Below are 16,182 nucleotides of genomic sequence, written 5' to 3'. Positions count from 1 at the left end.
AGGCGTGGTGACGGGGCTCAACCAGCGGGAGGGGCGGAGTTGTTGGCCTCGTCGGAAGCCGGCAGGGGCTCCTCCTCGACGACCTTCTTCCGCGAGCGCAGAATGCGCTTGACGATCTCGGAGATGATCGGCAGCACCGAGATGAAGACGATGAACAGGAAGATGTAGTCGATGTTGTCGCGGATGAACTCGATCTGGCCCAGGAAGTAGCCGAGTAGGGTGACACCCGCACCCCAGGCGATCGCGCCGACGATGTTGTACGTGAGGAAGATCGGGTACCGCATCTTCGCGGCGCCGGCGACGAGCGGTGCATAGGTGCGCACGATCGGGACGAAACGCGCGAGGATGATCGTCACCGGGCCGTGCTTCTCGAAGAACTCGTGCGCTTCCTCGATGTAGACCTGTTTGAGGATCTTCGCGTCCGGCCGGAACAGCGAATAGCCCGCCTTCTTACCGATCCAGTAGCCGACCTGGTCGCCCAGGAACGCCGCGATGGGGATCAGGACGAGCAGCACCCACAGCGGGGCGAAGGGCTCGATCTCCGCCGACTTCGCCGCGACGATGAGGCCCGCGGTGAAGAGCAGCGAGTCGCCGGGGAGCAGCGGGAAGAGCAGACCCGACTCGATGAACACGACCAGCAGCAGACCGGCCAGCATCCACGTGCCGAACGAATTCAGCAGGTTCACCGGATCCAGGAATCCCGGTAGCAGCGCCAGGTTGGTGGTCGTGGTGGCAAGCGCGGAGTCGATCACGGGGAGCCAGAGTACCTGCGCGTCCGTCGAGGACAGAATCTCACGGGTCCGCCACCGGGGTTTTCCAGCAGGTCCGGGCACGAATGGTGCCCGCGCCGGGCGATGTGGCACCTGCCATACTGGGAGAAGTCCGGCCGCGGGAAGTCCGGCTGCTCGCCACCGAAACATCAGTCGACGGCGAGAGAACCCGAACACCAGAGCACATCAACACCCTGGAGGATTCGTCGATGCCCATTGCAACCCCGGAGCAGTACGCCGAGATGTTCGACAAGGCGAAGAAGGGCGGTTACGCATTCCCCGCGATCAACTGCACCTCGTCGTCGACGATCAACGCCGCGATCAAGGGTTTCGCCGATGCCGGCAGTGACGGGATCATCCAGTTCTCGACCGGTGGCGCCGAGTTCGGGTCCGGTCAGGGTGTCAAGGACATGGTGACCGGAGCGGTCGCGCTCGCCGAGTTCGCGCACGTCGTTGCGGCCAAGTACGACGTCCTGATCGGTCTGCACACCGATCACTGCCCCAAGGACAAGCTCGACACCTACGTCCGGCCGCTGCTGCAGATCTCGCAGGAGCGCGTCGACGCCGGTCGCAACCCGCTGTTCCAGTCGCACATGTGGGACGGCAGCGCCGTACCGCTCGACGAGAACCTGGAGATCGCCAAGGAACTGCTGGCCAAGGCGGGCGCGGCCAACATCATCCTGGAGATCGAGATCGGCGTGGTCGGCGGCGAGGAAGACGGCGTCGAGAACGAGATCAACGACAAGCTGTTCACCACCCCCGAGGACTTCGAGAAGACCATCGAGGCGCTCGGTGCCAGCGACTCCGGCAACCGCTACCTGCTCGCGGCGACCTTCGGCAACGTGCACGGCGTCTACAAGCCGGGCAACGTCAAGCTCCGTCCCGACGTCCTCAACACCGGCCAGGAAGTCGCCGCCAAGAAGCTCGGCCTCGGCGACGCCGCCAAGCCCTTCGACTTCGTGTTCCACGGCGGTTCGGGCTCGCTGAAGAGCGAGATCGACGAGGCCCTGAGCTACGGCGTCGTGAAGATGAACGTGGACACCGACACCCAGTACGCCTACAGCCGCCCGGTCGCCGGCCACATGTTCAGCAACTACGACGGTGTGCTGAAGGTCGACGGCGACGTCGGCAACAAGAAGGTCTACGACCCGCGTAGCTGGTCCAAGAAGGCCGAGACCAGCATGAGCGAGCGCGTCGTCGAGGCGTGCAACGACCTCAAGTCCAACGGCAAGTCCCTGACCGCCTGACGGACGCACAGCATTCTGCCCGCACCCTGAAAAGGGTGCGGGCAGAACTGTTCTCGGCACTCGACGGTCCGGTGATCAGCGGCGGCCACTGCCGGTCCGCGGTGTCCGGGTGGCCCGACGCTCGCCCCTCGTCAGCGGCGGAAGGTGTTCGACGGCCCCGGCGACCGCTGCGACCGCGGCGCTCGCCGATCGAGCCGGCCGTGCTCCCCTTCGGCTGCCGCGCGCCAGCGCGTCGAGCCGGTCGCGAATGCGGTCCAGCACGGTGAGCGGCGCTGCGGCGAGCACGTTGCCCGGTGGCCGACGCGCCACCACGGGATGCGGACGGGTCGGCGCGGTCGACCGCACCGCCTGCCAGTAGGTGCCCCACCGGATCAGTTCGGCCATGGTGCTGACCTCCTGCAGCCGGGGGAGGAGCACGTCCTCCTCGTCCCGGACGTCCTCGCGGAGCAACCGGACGATCTCGGTGAACAGCTCGCGATGCTCGGCGCTGTCGACGTCAACCTTCTCCAGGGACGTGAACAGCTCGTTGATCGCCTGATGTTCCTCCTCGACCTCGAGCGTCAGCTGCTCGCCGTCCGGTAGTCGGCGTCGGATGACGGGCCACAACACGGCCTCCTCGGCGAAAGCGTGTGGGAAGACCAGGCGGGTCAGATCGTTCAGCACGGCCTCGCGCGTCGGACCGCTCGACTTCTCGGCTTCGCCGATGAGCCGGTCGAGTTCGACGTGGTCCCGCTTCTGGCGGCAGAGCACGCTCTTGATACCGCCCAATTCCTGCTCGGTCTGATCGGCCAGTGATGAAGGCATGTCGTCACTCCGGACGTCGGGACTGCAACCACGAAGATCCGGCGGAAACGGCCGCCATGCCGTGGTTCTCGACACTCGTGGTCGCCGCCCGGTTACCCGGCCGCCGACGGGCGAAACCGTGTATCGGACGGCTTCGGTGGACGGCTCAGGTGAGGGCGAGTCCGACGACGACCGCAGCCGCGAGAGCGATCATCACGAGCGCCGCGATCACGACGGCCGGGTCGACACGCGACCGCGATCGCCGCGGCGGTTCGACCGCATAGGGCCGGATCCGGGTGCTCGGTACCCGGTTCTCCCCGAGACGGTTGTCCGCAGCGGGACGCGGCCGTGGCGTCGATGCGGCGAATGGCTCCGGACGGGAGGGCGGGGTGTAGTAGCCCGGCGCGGAGCGACCACCCGGCCCGGCCGGCGGTGGGCCCGGCCGGTGTCCGCTCGTCACGTGGGGTTGCACACCTTCCAGTTGTCGCCGTCTCGCTGCAGGTTCAGCGTGACGGTTTCGGGCTGGTCCGGGGCGTTGGTGTGCACCGCGACGACTTCGACGACGGCCTGATCGCCGCCCTCGACGACCCGGACCGCGTTGATCGACTGCGTCTGTACGAGCTCGTTGCGGGCCCGCTGCGCTTCGTAGGTCCGCTGATAGGCGGCGTCGTCGAAGTCGGTGTAGAACGCATTGAGTTCACCGCAGGTGACCGATCGCAGGGTCCCGAGGTCGCCCTCGTAGAGCGCGGTGGTGTAGTCCATGGCCACGGTCGCGGCTTCGTCGGCGGGCGCCGGTGCCTGCAGGCTGCTGTAGGCGAAGATACCGCCGACGACGGCCACGATGGCCACCACGGTCGCTGCCGCGGCGATCAGCAGACCCTTGCCGCGCTTCTTCCGCGGTGCCTTGGGGCCGCTGCCCGGGATGACCTGGGGTTCGCGGTCGGTGGTCGTCCATCCGGCGGTCGACGCGGCCACGGCCGGCTCCGGGGTCGTCCGCGCGTCGTCGTCGGCCGGCGCGTCGGGCTCGTTCCGGGCCGTGGCGGCGGCCGATGCGGCTGCTGCCGCCGGGATGACGGCCGTCGCCGCGTCCGAACCGGAGTCGTCCTCGTCGTCCGCGGTGTCGGTGTCGGCGTTGTCCGGCTCGGTGGTGTCGGTGTTCTCGCCGGTCGGGACGGCGATCGCCTCGGTGGGGGAGTCGGCGTCGGAGTCTACATCGATGGGAGCGTCGGTCTCGGTCGGCGAGTCGACCTCCGTCACTGGCGCGTCGTCTGCTGTCGAGCCGTCTGCTGTCGCCGCGTCCGCGGGCGTCTCGTCCTGGGCAGGCTGTTCCGCGACCGGCTCGGCCGAATCCGGGCCGACCTCGGCGTCCTCTGTCTCGCCCGCCTCGGCCTCGGCTTCGACCGGTTCGTCGTCGGCATCCGAGTCGACGCCGGGGTCCTGGGCTGCCTCTGCCTGCACCTCGTCTGGTGTTACGTCCGCCTCTGCGTCGGTATCCACGGACTCGGGTTCGGCCTGGGCCTCGTCGTCGGAGTCACGAGTCGTGCCGGCTGCCACGGCCGCAGCGCCCGCCGCGGCCACGCCGGCGCTGACCGCGGTGCCCGTGGACGGGTTCGTGTCGTCGTCCGCGGCGAGCGCTGGTTCGGCGGCCGCACCGGTGTCCTGGTCCGACTCGGATTCGGGCGCGGACCCGGACTCGGTGGACGGGGCCTCGGCATCGGAGTCCTCGGTCGTGGAGTCGGCGCTCTCGTCTCCGGCGGATGCTGCCTCGGGTTGAGGGGCCGTCGGGTCGATGTCGTCGAGGTCCTCGAGCTCGGCGGCGTCCGGGAGGTCCGAGCGACGGATGACGGTGGTCGCGGAGTCGCTCGGGCCGAGCCGGGCCGGTGCCGGCGTGGCAGCCTCGGCGGGCTCGGTCTCGTCGGTCTCCGCGGCGTCGGGCACGTCGCTGAGCGGGTCGATGTCGTCCAGGTCCTCGAGGTCCTCGGCGGACGGGAGGTTGTCGCGGTTGATGATCTGGGTGGCGCCGTCGATCCCACGCCCACCTCTCGGGGTGGGTGCCGCGGGCTGCTTCGCGTCCTTGTCCGTCGCGTCCCTGTCGGTCGCTGCCTTGCGCGTCGTGGTCTCCTCGGACGTGGACGCGTCTGTCGTGGACTCCGCTGGGGTCGCCTCGGTCGGGGCGGCCGTGTCGTCGGCGGTCTCGTTCTCGGTGGGATCGTCCACGGGTGGCTCGTGACCCTCTCTGCTGGTGCTGGGTGGAGCGGCGTCGGTGCCGGTCGGAACAGTATCGGGGGTCGGCCGCGTGTCCGTCTGACGAGCCCGGCGCTCGTCCCGCACCTGCTTGAGCGTCGACAGTGCCTTGGTGACAGCGGCTCTCGGCCTGTCGGATCGCGCCATCGACTGAATCACCCCGCATCTCGCCCGTGCACGACTACGGCCCGGCCGCCCGGCGTCGCCGTTCAGCGGCGGGCAGCAGGACCGATTGCGCCATTCACCCTAGCGAACGGCCCGGCGGTCCAGCACTAGGGCATTTGATCGAATGGCCGCCGGCCGCCGCGAGCGAACGGCGTCGGAGTCCGCAGGCGGTGCTTGAATAGAGGACATGACGTCTTTCGGAGATCTACTCGGCCCGCAACCCGTTCTGCTCACCGGGGACGACGACGCCGAATCGGACCTGCTCAACGGCGCCGCGCCGGCCGCGGTCGCAGCCGCACACCCGACCGCCTCGATCGCCTGGGCCTACCTGGCCGAGGCGGCTCTCGAGTCGTCGAAGACGGCCTCCGCCGGCGACGACATCGACACCGCCGCGGTCATCGCGGCCTATGCCTACGCCCGGACCGGTTACCACCGCGGCCTCGACCAGCTCCGACGCCACGGTTGGAAGGGGTTCGGGCCGGTGCCGTGGAGTCACGAACCCAACCGCGGCTTCCTGCGCTGCGTCGGGGCATTGGCCCGGGCCGCCGAATTGATCGGCGAGGAGGACGAGCACCTGCGCTGCCTCGACCTGCTCAACGACAGCGACCCGCGCGCGGCCGCCGAACTCGGCCTCGTGTGATCGCACCGAGTCGATCGGTCACCTGCGGATGACGTCCGCCTGATGGCTCCGAGTGCCGCGAACCCGTCGTACCCGCGCCGGGTGTTCAACGCGATGCCCGCGCCGCTGAAGAGCCGCCTACGCCGGCTGCGCGTGTCGCTGGTCCCGATCGTCCAGTGCGCGCTCGCGGCGGGGGCATCGTGGTGGATCGCGGTGAAGATCTTCGATCATCCCGATCCGTTCTTCGCGCCGATCGCCGCGGTGATCTCGCTCGGCCTCTCCCTGGGACAGCGCTGGCGCCGGGCCGCCGAACTCGTGGGCGGCGTCGCGATCGGCATCCTCGTCGGCGACCTCTTCATCAGTCTCGTCGGCGAAGGCGCCTGGCAGATCATGGTCGTCGTCGCGCTGGCGATGACGGTGGCGGTCTTCCTCGACGACGGTCCGCTCGTCCCCATGCAGGCCGCCTCGTCGGCCGCGCTGGTCGCGACGCTCCTCCCGCCCGGTGGGGTGGCGGGTTTCCATCGCGCGATCGACGCCCTCATCGGCGGGCTGGTGGGCATCCTCGTGGGTGCGTTGCTGCCGGTGAACCCGGCCAGCCGGGCGCGACGCGACGCGGCGGGTGTCCTGGCGACGGTTCGCGATGCCGCTCGCCGGCTGGCCACCGGACTCCGCGAACGCGACGAGGAGCTGATCGCCGCCGCCCTCGAAGCAGGTCGCGGGACGCAGGCCGAGATCAACAAGATGCGATCGGACATGACCGGCGGCCGCGAGGTCACCCGCATCTCGCCCCTGTACTGGGGATCGAGGATGCGGCTGGACCGGATCTCGGCAACGGCCGACCCCATCGACAACGCGGTCCGCAACTTCCGGATCATCGCCCGGCGTTCCCTCGGCCTCACCCAGCGGGGTGTCGCGGTGCAGCCGGAGCTGATCGAGATCATCGACGATCTCGCCGGGGCGTTCGAGGTGTTACGCGCGATGATGATGGCCGACCCCGGTGAAGAACCCGATCAGGCCGATGCCGCGCGGGTGATCCGCAGCATCGTGCGCAAGGCGCGTGCCGATCTGGTGACCAACAGCGAACTGTCGGAGGCCGCCCTGCTGGCCGAGATCCGGTCGTTGCTCGTCGACCTGCTGATGACCGCGGGGCTCCGCCGATCCTCCGCGCTGGCGACCCTGCGGAGCTGACCCGGCTGTTGCCACATATGCGAAGTTCTGCATATATTGACCGGCATCATGGGGCACTCACATTCGCACTTGCACGCTCCCGCCGCGGCTGCGGGACAGCGTCGGCTCTGGCCGATGGTGCTGGCGGTCGGGCTGATCGGCGGCTACTTCGTCGTCGAGCTCGTGACCGGCATCCTGGTGAACTCGCTCGCGCTGATCGCCGACGCCGGGCACATGCTGACCGATGTCGTCGCACTCGTCATGGGTCTGATCGCGCTGTTGCTCGGCCGGCACGGGCGGATCACCGACACCCGTAGTTTCGGATGGCATCGCGCCGAGGTGTTCACCGCCGTGGCCAACGCCGTCCTGCTGATGGGCGTCGCGGTCTTCGTGCTCTACGAGGCGGTCGAGCGTATCGGTAGCGACCCGCAGGTCCCGGGCCTCACCCTGATCGTGGTGGCCCTGATCGGTCTGCTGGTGAATCTCGGGGTCATGCTGCTGTTGCGGGCGGACGCCAAGGAGTCGATCGCGGTTCGCGGCGCCTACCTGGAGGTGCTGGCCGACGCCGTCGGCAGCGTCGGCGTGCTGATCGCCGGTGTCGTCGCGATGACGACCGGGTGGGGTTACGCCGACATCGTCGTCGCGGTGCTGATCGCGCTGTGGGTGGTCCCGCGGGCGGTGCGCCTCGCGCTCGACGCGCTGCGCATCCTCAATCAGCAGGCGCCGGCCCACATCGACGTCGAGGCCCTGCGGGCCGATCTGGCCGACATCCCCGTCGTCGACGACGTGCACGACCTTCATGTCTGGACCCTCACGACCGGGATGGACGTCGCCACCGTGCATCTCGGCAGCAGCCGGCCCAACGGCGAGGTGTTGCCGGCGGCACAGGCCGTCCTGGCCCGCCACGGCCTCGAACATGCGACGGTGCAGATCGACCCCGACGACCACCGGCGACGTTGTCGTGACGAGATGACCTGGTGACCGTGCGTCGCGGCGCCGTGAATGTCGGTTATGCCCTACATTGCGGCGAATGGAACGACGCGATTTTCTCGCGGTGCTCGCCGCCGGCACCGTGGGGGCTCTGACCTCGAGCGCCCTCGTGGGCTGCGCGACGCCGGTCCCGGCGGCCGAAATCGACCCGGCCGAGCCGTCCAGCCCGCGGCCGACCGGTACGACGCCCGTCCCGTCGTCGGGACTGTTGCCGCCGGCGGTCGGAACCCGCCGACCGCTGCCCGACGGGGCCATCACCGCACTGCCCGGTCCCGGCCGGTGTCTCGCGCTCACGATCGACGACGGCGCGAGCTCGGAAGTGATCGGCGCCTATGTGAAGTTCGCCCAGGACACCGGCGCCCGGTTCACCTTCTTCGTCACCGGCTCGTTCGACGGCTGGACCGACCACCGCAGCACCCTGCGGCCGCTCGTCGAGTCCGGCCAGATCCAGCTGGGCAACCACACGTGGAGTCATCCCGCGCTCACCGAGCTGTCCTCGCGCGGGGTGGCCGACGAACTGCGGCGGACCAAACGGTTCCTCAGCAACCAGTTCGGTGTCGACGGGACGCCGTACTATCGCCCGCCGTTCGGGTACCACGACGCAGGCGTCGACGCGGTGGCCGCCGACCTCGGTTACACGGTGCCGACCCTCTGGTACGGCTCGTTGTCCGACTCCGGCCTGATCACCGAGAAGTACCTCATCCGTTGCGCGCGCAAGTACTTCCGTCCGCAGAGCATCGTGATCGGCCACGCCAATCACGAACCGGTGACCAAGGTGTATCCGGAACTGGTCGAGATCATCCGAAATCGCAAGCTGCGCATGGTGACACTCGACGATTACTTCGCCGCGGGCCGCTGAGGTCCGACCGTCCCTCCCCGTGGCGACGGCGAGGTGCGGACGGGGCCGCAACTTTTCGTTCACGCCGATTCGTAGTCGTCGGATCGGGTGGCCGCGTCGTTACCGTGTGTCGGTCATGGCTACCCCCACAGTTCCACCCGTGCCCGCCGGCGAGACCGACGTCCAACGTCGCAAACGGCTCCGGACCGTCGTCGCCGCAAGCCTTCTCGGCACCACCGTCGAGTGGTACGACTTCTTCCTCTACGCGACCGCGGCGAGCCTCGTGTTCAACCAGTTGTTCTTCCCCGACCAGAGTTCGTTCGTCGGCACCCTGCTGTCCTTCGCGACGTTCGCGGTGGGCTTCGTCGTGCGCCCGATCGGCGGAGTCGTCTTCGGGCACATCGGCGATCGCATCGGCCGCAAGCGCACGCCGCGATCACCATGGTGATGATGGGCGTCGCGACCGCCCTGATGGGTGTGCTGCCCACCGCCGAGACGGTCGGTGTGCTCGCCCCGATCCTCCCGCTTCTCCTGCGCATCGTGCAGGGTTTCGCGCTGGGCGGGGAGTGGGCAGGTGCGGTGCTGCTGTCGGTCGAGCACAGCCCGGACGGCAAGCGCGGTCTGTTCGGGAGCATCCCGCAGATCGGCCTGGCCCTCGGACCGACCCCGGTGCGGTACACCGGACTGTTGGTCGTCTACCAGTTCTCCGGCATCTATGCCTCGGGTCTGCCGCCGCTGATCCTCACCGCGCTGATCGGGGCGGCCGACGGGTCACCGTGGCTCGCCGCCGGCTACCTCGTGCTGACCGCGATCATCAGCGTCGTGGCCACGACGCTCATCCGGCGCGACGATCTCCACCTCACGACGGGCCCCCAGGCGCGGCCGGTCGGCTGAGCCCCGGATCAGGGGCGCACCAGCAGGAGATCGGTGACGTGGCGGTAGAACGTCGACCGCTTGAGCACGCGCGGGTTCACGACGCCCTCGCGCTCGACGACGACGTTGGTTCCGCCCGTCTGACACGCGCGCCCGGTGAACCACTTGCCCGGCAACAACATCCGCTCCACCTGCGCGCGGAGGCCGGGTGCGGTCAGGGTCGGTTCGATGAGGATCGAACGCACCTCGCCGTCGAAGAGGCGCTCGTTGTCGACGTAGGTCTCACCGTGCAGCTTCGCGCCCTCGGCGCCCAGGTGACGCGCGCTGCCGACCATGACGGTCGCGGCGTCGTCGCGGATGAGCGGCACCGCGACCGCGGCGCCGTGTTCGGCGAGCTCGCGCGCGGCCGGCCCGTGCGGCAACCGGTAGCGACGCGTCGCGGGCGTGGCCTCGGCCGAGACGTATGCGATCTCGACGTCGAGTCGTTCGGTGACCATCAGTGCGGCCAGCACCTGGGACAGGAAGATGTCGTTCTCGTGCGCCACGGTCGGTGCGAAGCGCTCCGCGACACGCGGCTCGACGACGAGTCGGGTGACGTCGGGATCGGCGAGGGCGTCGGCGACCGCGGCGCGGACGGCCTTCTTGTCGTCGGCGCGGCTGGTCTGGCTCAGAAGGGCAAACGGCACGCGGATAGCGTATCGAGCGCGCCGACCCAGTAGTGTTGGTCAGGTTTGGTCCCAAGCGCGCCACACAAAGGAGTACCGGACATGGCCGCGATCGTGCTTATCGGAGCCCAGTGGGGTGACGAGGGCAAAGGCAAAGCGACCGACCTCCTCGGAGGCCGGATCAACTGGGTTGTCCGCTACCAGGGTGGCAACAACGCCGGGCACACCGTCGTACTCCCCACCGGGGAATCCTTCGCGCTGCACCTCATCCCGTCCGGCATCCTGACGCCCGGCGTGCAGAACGTCATCGGCAACGGCGTGGTCGTCGACCCCGGCGTGCTGCTCACCGAGCTCGGCGGCCTCGAGGACCGCGACGTCGACACCTCCGGCCTGCTGATCTCCGCCGACGCGCATCTGCTCATGCCGTACCACGTCGCGATCGACAAGGTCACCGAGCGCTTCCTGGGCAACAAGAAGATCGGGACCACGGGTCGCGGAATCGGCCCCTGCTACCAGGACAAGATCGCCCGCGTCGGCGTGCGCGTCGCCGACGTCCTCGACGAGAAGATCCTCACCCAGAAGGTCGAGGCGGCGCTCGAGCTGAAGAACCAGATCCTGGTCAAGATCTACAACCGAAAGGCCCTCGACCCGGCGCAGGTCGTCGACGAGGTCCTCGGGCAGGCCGAAGGATTCAAGCACCGCATCGCCGACACCCGGCTGCTGCTCAACCAGGCCCTGGAGAACGGCGAGACGGTGCTGCTCGAGGGCTCCCAGGGCACCCTGCTCGATGTCGACCACGGCACCTATCCGTATGTGACGTCGTCGAATCCGACCGCCGGCGGCGCCGCGGTCGGCGCCGGCATCGGACCCAACAAGATCACCACCGTCCTGGGCATCTTGAAGGCCTACACCACGCGCGTGGGCTCTGGGCCGTTCCCCACCGAACTCTTCGACGAGTGGGGCGCCTACCTCGCCAAGACCGGCGGCGAGGTGGGTGTCACCACCGGTCGCGCCCGTCGCTGCGGCTGGTTCGACGCCGTGATCGCCCGCTACGCGACCCGCGTCAACGGCATCACCGACTACTTCCTCACCAAGCTCGACGTCCTCTCCAGCCTCGACACCGTGCCGATCTGCGTGGCCTATGAGGTCGACGGTGAGCGCGTCGAGGAGATGCCGATGACCCAGACCGGCTTCCACCACGCGAAGCCGATCTACGAGGAGATGCCCGGCTGGTGGGAGGACATCTCCCAGTGCAAGACCTTCGACGAACTGCCCCAGAACGCGCAGAACTACATCCTGCGGCTCGAGGAGCTCTCGGGTGCGCACATCTCGTGCGTGGGCGTGGGTCCGGGACGGGACCAGACGATCGTGCGGCGCGAGATCGTCTGACCCTTCGCTCCTGGGGTTTCGGCGGCTTGGCGGCCGTCGAGGTCTACGAAAGAACACCCGTGAGCGTCTGATTTCATGCTCCCTGAGGTGCGAGCGAAGCGAGCCACGAAGGGCTCGCAACGTGTCTCACCAGGCCCTTCGTGGCTCGTCGCTATCGCTCCTCACACCTCAGGGAGCAATGGGGTCGCTTTTTCGGATTAGGGAGCAGGGTTGGGGCGGGGTGATGCTCCGCTCGGCAAGCTCGTCGCGGATTCGCGGTCGGCTCGTGATTAGCTAGTGCCCATGCGTGCCAAGCGGGGGAGTCGCGACTACGGATCCATCCTGCTCGGGTCCGTCGGCGAGAGCACGGTCAAACAACGGATTCGTATCCAGACCCTGCTGACCGCATCCATCGTGGTGGCGAACCTGTTCGGGGCGATCATCGCGGTCGCGCTCACCGCGGTCGGCATCCCGCAGCCGACGGTGTTCACCGCCGAGTTGTGGTGGGTCAACTTCATCGTCGTGCCGGTCTACATCACCGCGGCGTTCGTGGTCGGGATCGGGTGGGGCACCTATGTCGGCGTCCGTGATCTGCGGTGGGCGATCCGCGATGTCACCCCGACGAAACGCGACGCCCGGCGGACCATGCGGCTGCCGTGGCGACTGTCGCTGGTGCAGGGATTCCTGTGGGGCATCGCCGCCATCATGCTCACGATCATGTACGGGATCGTCGACCCACAGCTGATCCCCAAGACCATCTTCGTGGTTAGCCTCAGTGGCGTTGTGGTGGTGGCGATCTCATATCTGTTCATCGACTTCACCCTGCGTCCCGTTGCGGCGGAACTGATCTCGGCCGGCCACCGCCGGCGCAAACGTACCGGTGTGCGGGCGCGCTCGGTCGTCTCGTGGATGGTGGGTTCGGCGACCCCGATCATCGGCATCCTGCTGGTGCTGGCCTTCGGGCTGGCCCGCGACGAGACGTCCAAGCTGGACTTGTTCGTCGGGGCCACGGTCCTCGGGGTCACCGCACTCTTCACCGGCCTGCTGCTGACGCTGCTGTCGAGCATGAGCGTCACCGGCCCCATCCGCAGCGTGCGCGCCGGGATGAATCGAGTCAGCGACGGTGACCTCGACAACGCCGACCTCGTCGTCTACGACGGCACCGAACTCGGCGACCTGCAGGTCGGTTTCAACTCGATGGTCGCCGGTCTCCGTGAGCGAGAACGCATCAGAGATCTCTTCGGACGCCACGTGGGCCACGAAGTCGCCGAGGCGGCCATGTCGTCGAACCCGGAACTCGGTGGGACCGAACGCCTCGCCGCCACGCTCTTCGTCGACGTCATCGGTTCGACGACGCTTGCCGCGCAACGACGCCCGACCGAGGTGGTCGAGATCCTCAACAAGTTCTTCGCGGTCATCGTGCGGGCGGTCGAGGAACACGACGGCCTGGTGAACAAATTCGAGGGCGACGCGGTGCTCGCCATCTTCGGCGCACCCATCGATCTCGACGACGCCGCGGGCAGCGCGCTCGCCGCCGCGCGCGACATCGCCCGCGGCCTGGCCGAGGAGGTGCCCGACCTGTCGGCCGGCATCGGGGTCAGCCACGGGGCCGTGGTCGCCGGGAACGTCGGTGCCATCGAGAGATTCGAGTACACCGTCATCGGCGACCCGGTCAACGAGAGTGCCCGCCTGTCGGAACTGGCCAAACGGGATCCGCGGCGGCCGTTGGCCTCCGGACGCGCGGTCAAGTCCGCGCAGCGGGGCGAGGCCAAGCGGTGGGAGGAGCAGGAGACCACCTCGCTGCGCGGCCGGACCGAGGAGACGACCGTGTTCGCCGCGTTCGTCGACGACGAGTGAGGGCCTCGCTCAGCCGATCGCGTCTTCGGAGCTGATCAACCGCCCGTCCGGGCCGACGATGCTCAGGCCCAGTCCGTCGAAGACCGAGTACTTGTACCCGTTGTTGTAGGCGACGTAGTAGTGACGGCCGCTGCCGTTCTCCTGCACGTGCACCTCGGACACCGGGATGCACAGGGTGTTCCCACTCGAACGCGCGACACCCCGGTACTCGAGGGTGCCGTCGGCGCGCCACTGACAGATCGACGCCGCCGACCGGTCGGTGACGACGGAGGTGACGGTCCGTTGCCCGGCATCGCAGGACGGTGCCGAGGGCGCGGCAACCGCGGTCGAGGTGCCGACGGCGAGCGCGCCGGCGGTGAGGACGAGGGAAGCGCCGGCAGTGGCCAGGCGGGTGATGGTCGTGTTCATGAGAGCGAAGGTAGGACAGGGCTTGTCGAGTGGGAATGGGCAGAACTCCCCGGGTTCGTTCGGATGGGGGACCCTTCGAGACGCCCTCCGCAAGCTCCGGGCTCCTCAGGGAGCGAGGGGGGTGTCGCCCGCAAGCTCCGGGCTCCTCAGGGAGCGAGGGGGGTGTCGCCCGCAAGCTCCGGGCTCCTCAGGGAGCTAGGGATCCCGGTCGCCCTGCCCCTCAGCGAAGTCGAGACGGCGCAACGCGATTCGCAGCACCTCGTCGTCGATGCGTCCGGCGTCGCGTTCGGCGATGAAGACCGCGCGCTGGATCTGCAGGATCTCCGTCCGGAGTCGTGCCCCGGCGGACGTCGGACTCTCGCCGAGGTCCTCGGGACCGCGGCCGAGTTCCTCCCACGCCACGTTGCGCTGCGTGGTGATCCACTTGCGCAGCATCGCCACCTGGAGCCGGCGCGGATCGTCGTCGGACAGTTCCGCGGCGTAATCGTCGAGGCGCCGTTCGGATTCCCGGGACGCACGGTCCTGCGCGGCCGCATACGCCAGCCGGTCCTGGGCGCGCTCGTCGCCGCTCACCCCGAGGAAGCGGATGACCCAGGGCAGGGTGGTGCCCTGGATCAGCAACGTCCCCACCACGACCACGAAGGTCAGGAACAGGATCTCGGCGCGGGCGGGGAACGGTTCGTTCGTCTCGGTGTAGACGGGGATGGCGAACGCGGCGGCCAGTGACACCACGCCACGCATACCGGCCCAGGAGACGACGAACACCGACGCCGGACTCGGCGGCGGCTCGCGGTCGCGGATCCGTCGCGAGAGCAGTCGGGGCAGATAGGTCGCCGGGTAGACCCAGACGATGCGCACGAGGATCGTCGCTGCCAGGACCGCCGCGGCGTCGATGGCGATCTGCGTCCACGACTCGTTCTCGACACCCTCGATGAGCATGGGCAGCTGGAGCCCGATGAGCAAGAAGACGAACGACTCGAGGATGGTGTCGATCGACTTGCGCACCGCCTCGTCCTGCAGGCGCGTCGCATAGCCCAGCCGCACCGATCGGTGGCCGAGGTAGAGACCGGCGGTGACCACCGCGATGACACCCGAACCGTGCAGTTCCTCGGCCGCGTAGTACGTGGCGAACGGGACGATGATGCCGATGGCGGTCTCCATCGGCGGGTCGGTGAGCCAGACACGCACCCAGGACACGACCACCCCGACGAGGAGGCCCACGATCAGGCCGCCGAGGGCGGCCACCGCGAACGTCAGGACCCCTTCGCCGACCGTCGCGGTGGCCCCCACCGCCGCGGCGAGCGCGATCCGGAACGCGGTGAGGGCCGTCGCGTCGTTGAGCAGGCTCTCGCCGCCGAGCAGCGTCATCATCCGGCGCGGCAGACCGAGCCGGCGGCCGATCGCCTGCGCCGACACCGCGTCCGGCGGCGCGACGACCGCACCGAGGACCAGTGCCGCGGCGAGCGGGAGATTGGGGACGACGAGGTATGCGACGTATCCGACCACCAGGGTCGTCACCAGCGGCAGGCCGACCGCCAGGAATCCGATTGCACGCCAGTTGGCGCGGAACGCCTGATATGAACTCTCCTGCGCGGCCGAGTACAGCAGCGGCGGCAGGATGAGGAAGAGCACGAGCTCGGGTTCCAGGGCCACCGAGGGCAACTCGGGAATCCATGCGATCCCGAGACCGACGGTGACCAGCACCAGCGGCGAGGACCAGCCATAGCGACGACACAACGCGGCGACCGCCACGGCGATGACCGCGACCAGCAGTAGCGATGCGCCCATTCGAGCGACTCTAATCGCGCCGGCCCGATGGATAATGTCGGGCATGAAGATCTTTCGGCGGAAGTCATCGTCCGCGGCCGCGCCCGGGCCGGCGGGGTCCGGTTCCGACGCCTCGAGCACGGCGCGCTGCGTCGAACTGGAGTCGTTCGACGCCGCGCCGGCCGCCGACCCGGCGCCGGCATCGGGCGACGACCGCAGTTGCCAGGACTGTGTCGCGATCGGCGAGACCCACTGGGCACATCTGCGGAAGTGCCTGACGTGCGGGCACATCGGTTGTTGCGATTCGAGCCCGCGACGACACGCGACCGGTCACTTCCACGAGACCGGGCACCCGGTCATGCGTTCGGCCGAGCCGGGCGAGGTGTGGCGGTGGTGCTTCGTGCACGAGGTGACGGGATGA

The 16,182-nt window shown here is 68.8% G+C and carries 15 protein-coding genes and 1 pseudogene; 9 read left to right on the top strand and 7 right to left on the bottom strand.

The window, feature by feature from the left end:
• Positions 1-17: 17 nt before the first annotated feature.
• Positions 18-752 (bottom strand): VTT domain-containing protein, encoded by a 735-nt coding sequence (locus ACFVHY_RS16180; protein WP_068971817.1) that lies wholly within the window; start codon positions 750-752, stop codon positions 18-20.
• A gap of 227 nt (positions 753-979) precedes the next feature.
• Between ACFVHY_RS16180 and fbaA the strand changes: the two genes are divergently transcribed.
• On the top strand, positions 980-2,017 hold the full coding sequence (gene fbaA / locus ACFVHY_RS16175) for a class II fructose-bisphosphate aldolase (RefSeq protein WP_065629627.1): 1,038 nt from the start codon (positions 980-982) through the stop codon (positions 2,015-2,017).
• A 75-nt stretch (positions 2,018-2,092) separates the two neighbouring features.
• Here fbaA and ACFVHY_RS16170 read toward each other — a convergent pair whose 3' ends face one another.
• From ACFVHY_RS16170 to ACFVHY_RS16160, 3 genes are all read right to left on the bottom strand, one after another.
• Positions 2,093-2,821 carry a hemerythrin domain-containing protein gene (locus ACFVHY_RS16170; protein WP_390273625.1) on the bottom strand — a complete coding sequence of 243 codons (729 nt, stop codon included), beginning with the start codon at positions 2,819-2,821 and terminating at the stop codon, positions 2,093-2,095.
• A gap of 145 nt (positions 2,822-2,966) precedes the next feature.
• A complete protein-coding gene (locus tag ACFVHY_RS16165) occupies positions 2,967-3,260 on the bottom strand; it encodes a hypothetical protein (RefSeq protein WP_390273622.1) in 294 nt (97 codons plus the stop codon).
• Entirely contained in the window at positions 3,257-5,017 is a 1,761-nt protein-coding gene (locus ACFVHY_RS16160; RefSeq protein ID WP_390273619.1) for a hypothetical protein, read from the bottom strand. The genes ACFVHY_RS16165 and ACFVHY_RS16160 overlap by 4 nt, the downstream gene beginning before the upstream one ends.
• Before the next feature lie 379 nt (positions 5,018-5,396).
• On the opposite strand from ACFVHY_RS16160, the gene ACFVHY_RS16155 reads away from it, so the two are divergent.
• The 5 genes and pseudogenes from ACFVHY_RS16155 (at position 5,397) to ACFVHY_RS16135 (ending at position 9,717) form a co-directional block, all read left to right on the top strand.
• Positions 5,397-5,849, top strand: a complete 453-nt coding sequence (locus ACFVHY_RS16155; protein WP_065629570.1) for a DUF3151 domain-containing protein — start codon at positions 5,397-5,399, stop codon at positions 5,847-5,849.
• A 42-nt stretch (positions 5,850-5,891) separates the two neighbouring features.
• Positions 5,892-7,016, top strand: a complete 1,125-nt coding sequence (locus ACFVHY_RS16150) for an aromatic acid exporter family protein (RefSeq protein WP_390273617.1) — start codon at positions 5,892-5,894, stop codon at positions 7,014-7,016.
• 48 nt (positions 7,017-7,064) lie between these two features.
• On the top strand, positions 7,065-7,976 hold the full coding sequence (locus tag ACFVHY_RS16145; RefSeq protein WP_390273614.1) for a cation diffusion facilitator family transporter: 912 nt from the start codon (positions 7,065-7,067) through the stop codon (positions 7,974-7,976).
• A gap of 49 nt (positions 7,977-8,025) precedes the next feature.
• Positions 8,026-8,844, top strand: coding sequence for a polysaccharide deacetylase family protein (locus ACFVHY_RS16140; RefSeq protein WP_390273612.1), 819 nt, complete (start codon positions 8,026-8,028; stop codon positions 8,842-8,844).
• 115 nt (positions 8,845-8,959) lie between these two features.
• A pseudogene (locus ACFVHY_RS16135) lies at positions 8,960-9,717 on the top strand (MFS transporter).
• Between the two features lie 8 nt (positions 9,718-9,725).
• Here the strand turns inward: ACFVHY_RS16135 and ACFVHY_RS16130 are convergent.
• Positions 9,726-10,382 (bottom strand): hypothetical protein, encoded by a 657-nt coding sequence (locus ACFVHY_RS16130; protein ID WP_390273609.1) that lies wholly within the window; start codon positions 10,380-10,382, stop codon positions 9,726-9,728.
• An 81-nt stretch (positions 10,383-10,463) separates the two neighbouring features.
• On the opposite strand from ACFVHY_RS16130, the gene ACFVHY_RS16125 reads away from it, so the two are divergent.
• Both ACFVHY_RS16125 and ACFVHY_RS16120 read left to right on the top strand, forming a co-directional pair.
• A complete protein-coding gene (locus ACFVHY_RS16125; RefSeq protein ID WP_065629574.1) occupies positions 10,464-11,750 on the top strand; it encodes an adenylosuccinate synthase in 1,287 nt (428 codons plus the stop codon).
• Positions 11,751-12,032: 282 nt separating this feature from the next.
• The gene (locus tag ACFVHY_RS16120) at positions 12,033-13,586 is read left to right on the top strand and encodes an adenylate/guanylate cyclase domain-containing protein (protein WP_390273607.1); all 1,554 of its coding nucleotides are present in this window, start codon (positions 12,033-12,035) and stop codon (positions 13,584-13,586) included.
• 9 nt (positions 13,587-13,595) lie between these two features.
• On the opposite strand, the gene ACFVHY_RS16115 is transcribed toward ACFVHY_RS16120, so the two are convergent.
• Complete coding sequence (locus tag ACFVHY_RS16115) at positions 13,596-13,994, bottom strand: hypothetical protein (protein ID WP_068971291.1); 399 nt, start codon at positions 13,992-13,994, stop codon at positions 13,596-13,598.
• Positions 13,995-14,189: 195 nt separating this feature from the next.
• The gene (locus ACFVHY_RS16110) at positions 14,190-15,782 is read right to left on the bottom strand and encodes a Na+/H+ antiporter (RefSeq protein ID WP_390273603.1); all 1,593 of its coding nucleotides are present in this window, start codon (positions 15,780-15,782) and stop codon (positions 14,190-14,192) included.
• Between the two features lie 43 nt (positions 15,783-15,825).
• Here ACFVHY_RS16110 and ACFVHY_RS16105 point away from each other — a divergent pair, with 43 nt between their 5' ends.
• Positions 15,826-16,182 carry a UBP-type zinc finger domain-containing protein gene (locus ACFVHY_RS16105; RefSeq protein ID WP_269553404.1) on the top strand — a complete coding sequence of 119 codons (357 nt, stop codon included), beginning with the start codon at positions 15,826-15,828 and terminating at the stop codon, positions 16,180-16,182.

The organism is Gordonia sp. NPDC127522, from assembly GCF_042672305.1.
Lineage (GTDB): Bacteria > Actinomycetota > Actinomycetes > Mycobacteriales > Mycobacteriaceae > Gordonia > Gordonia hongkongensis.
The sequence above is the reverse complement of the archived record's forward strand: the minus strand, read 5'-3'. Positions and strand labels throughout refer to the sequence as shown.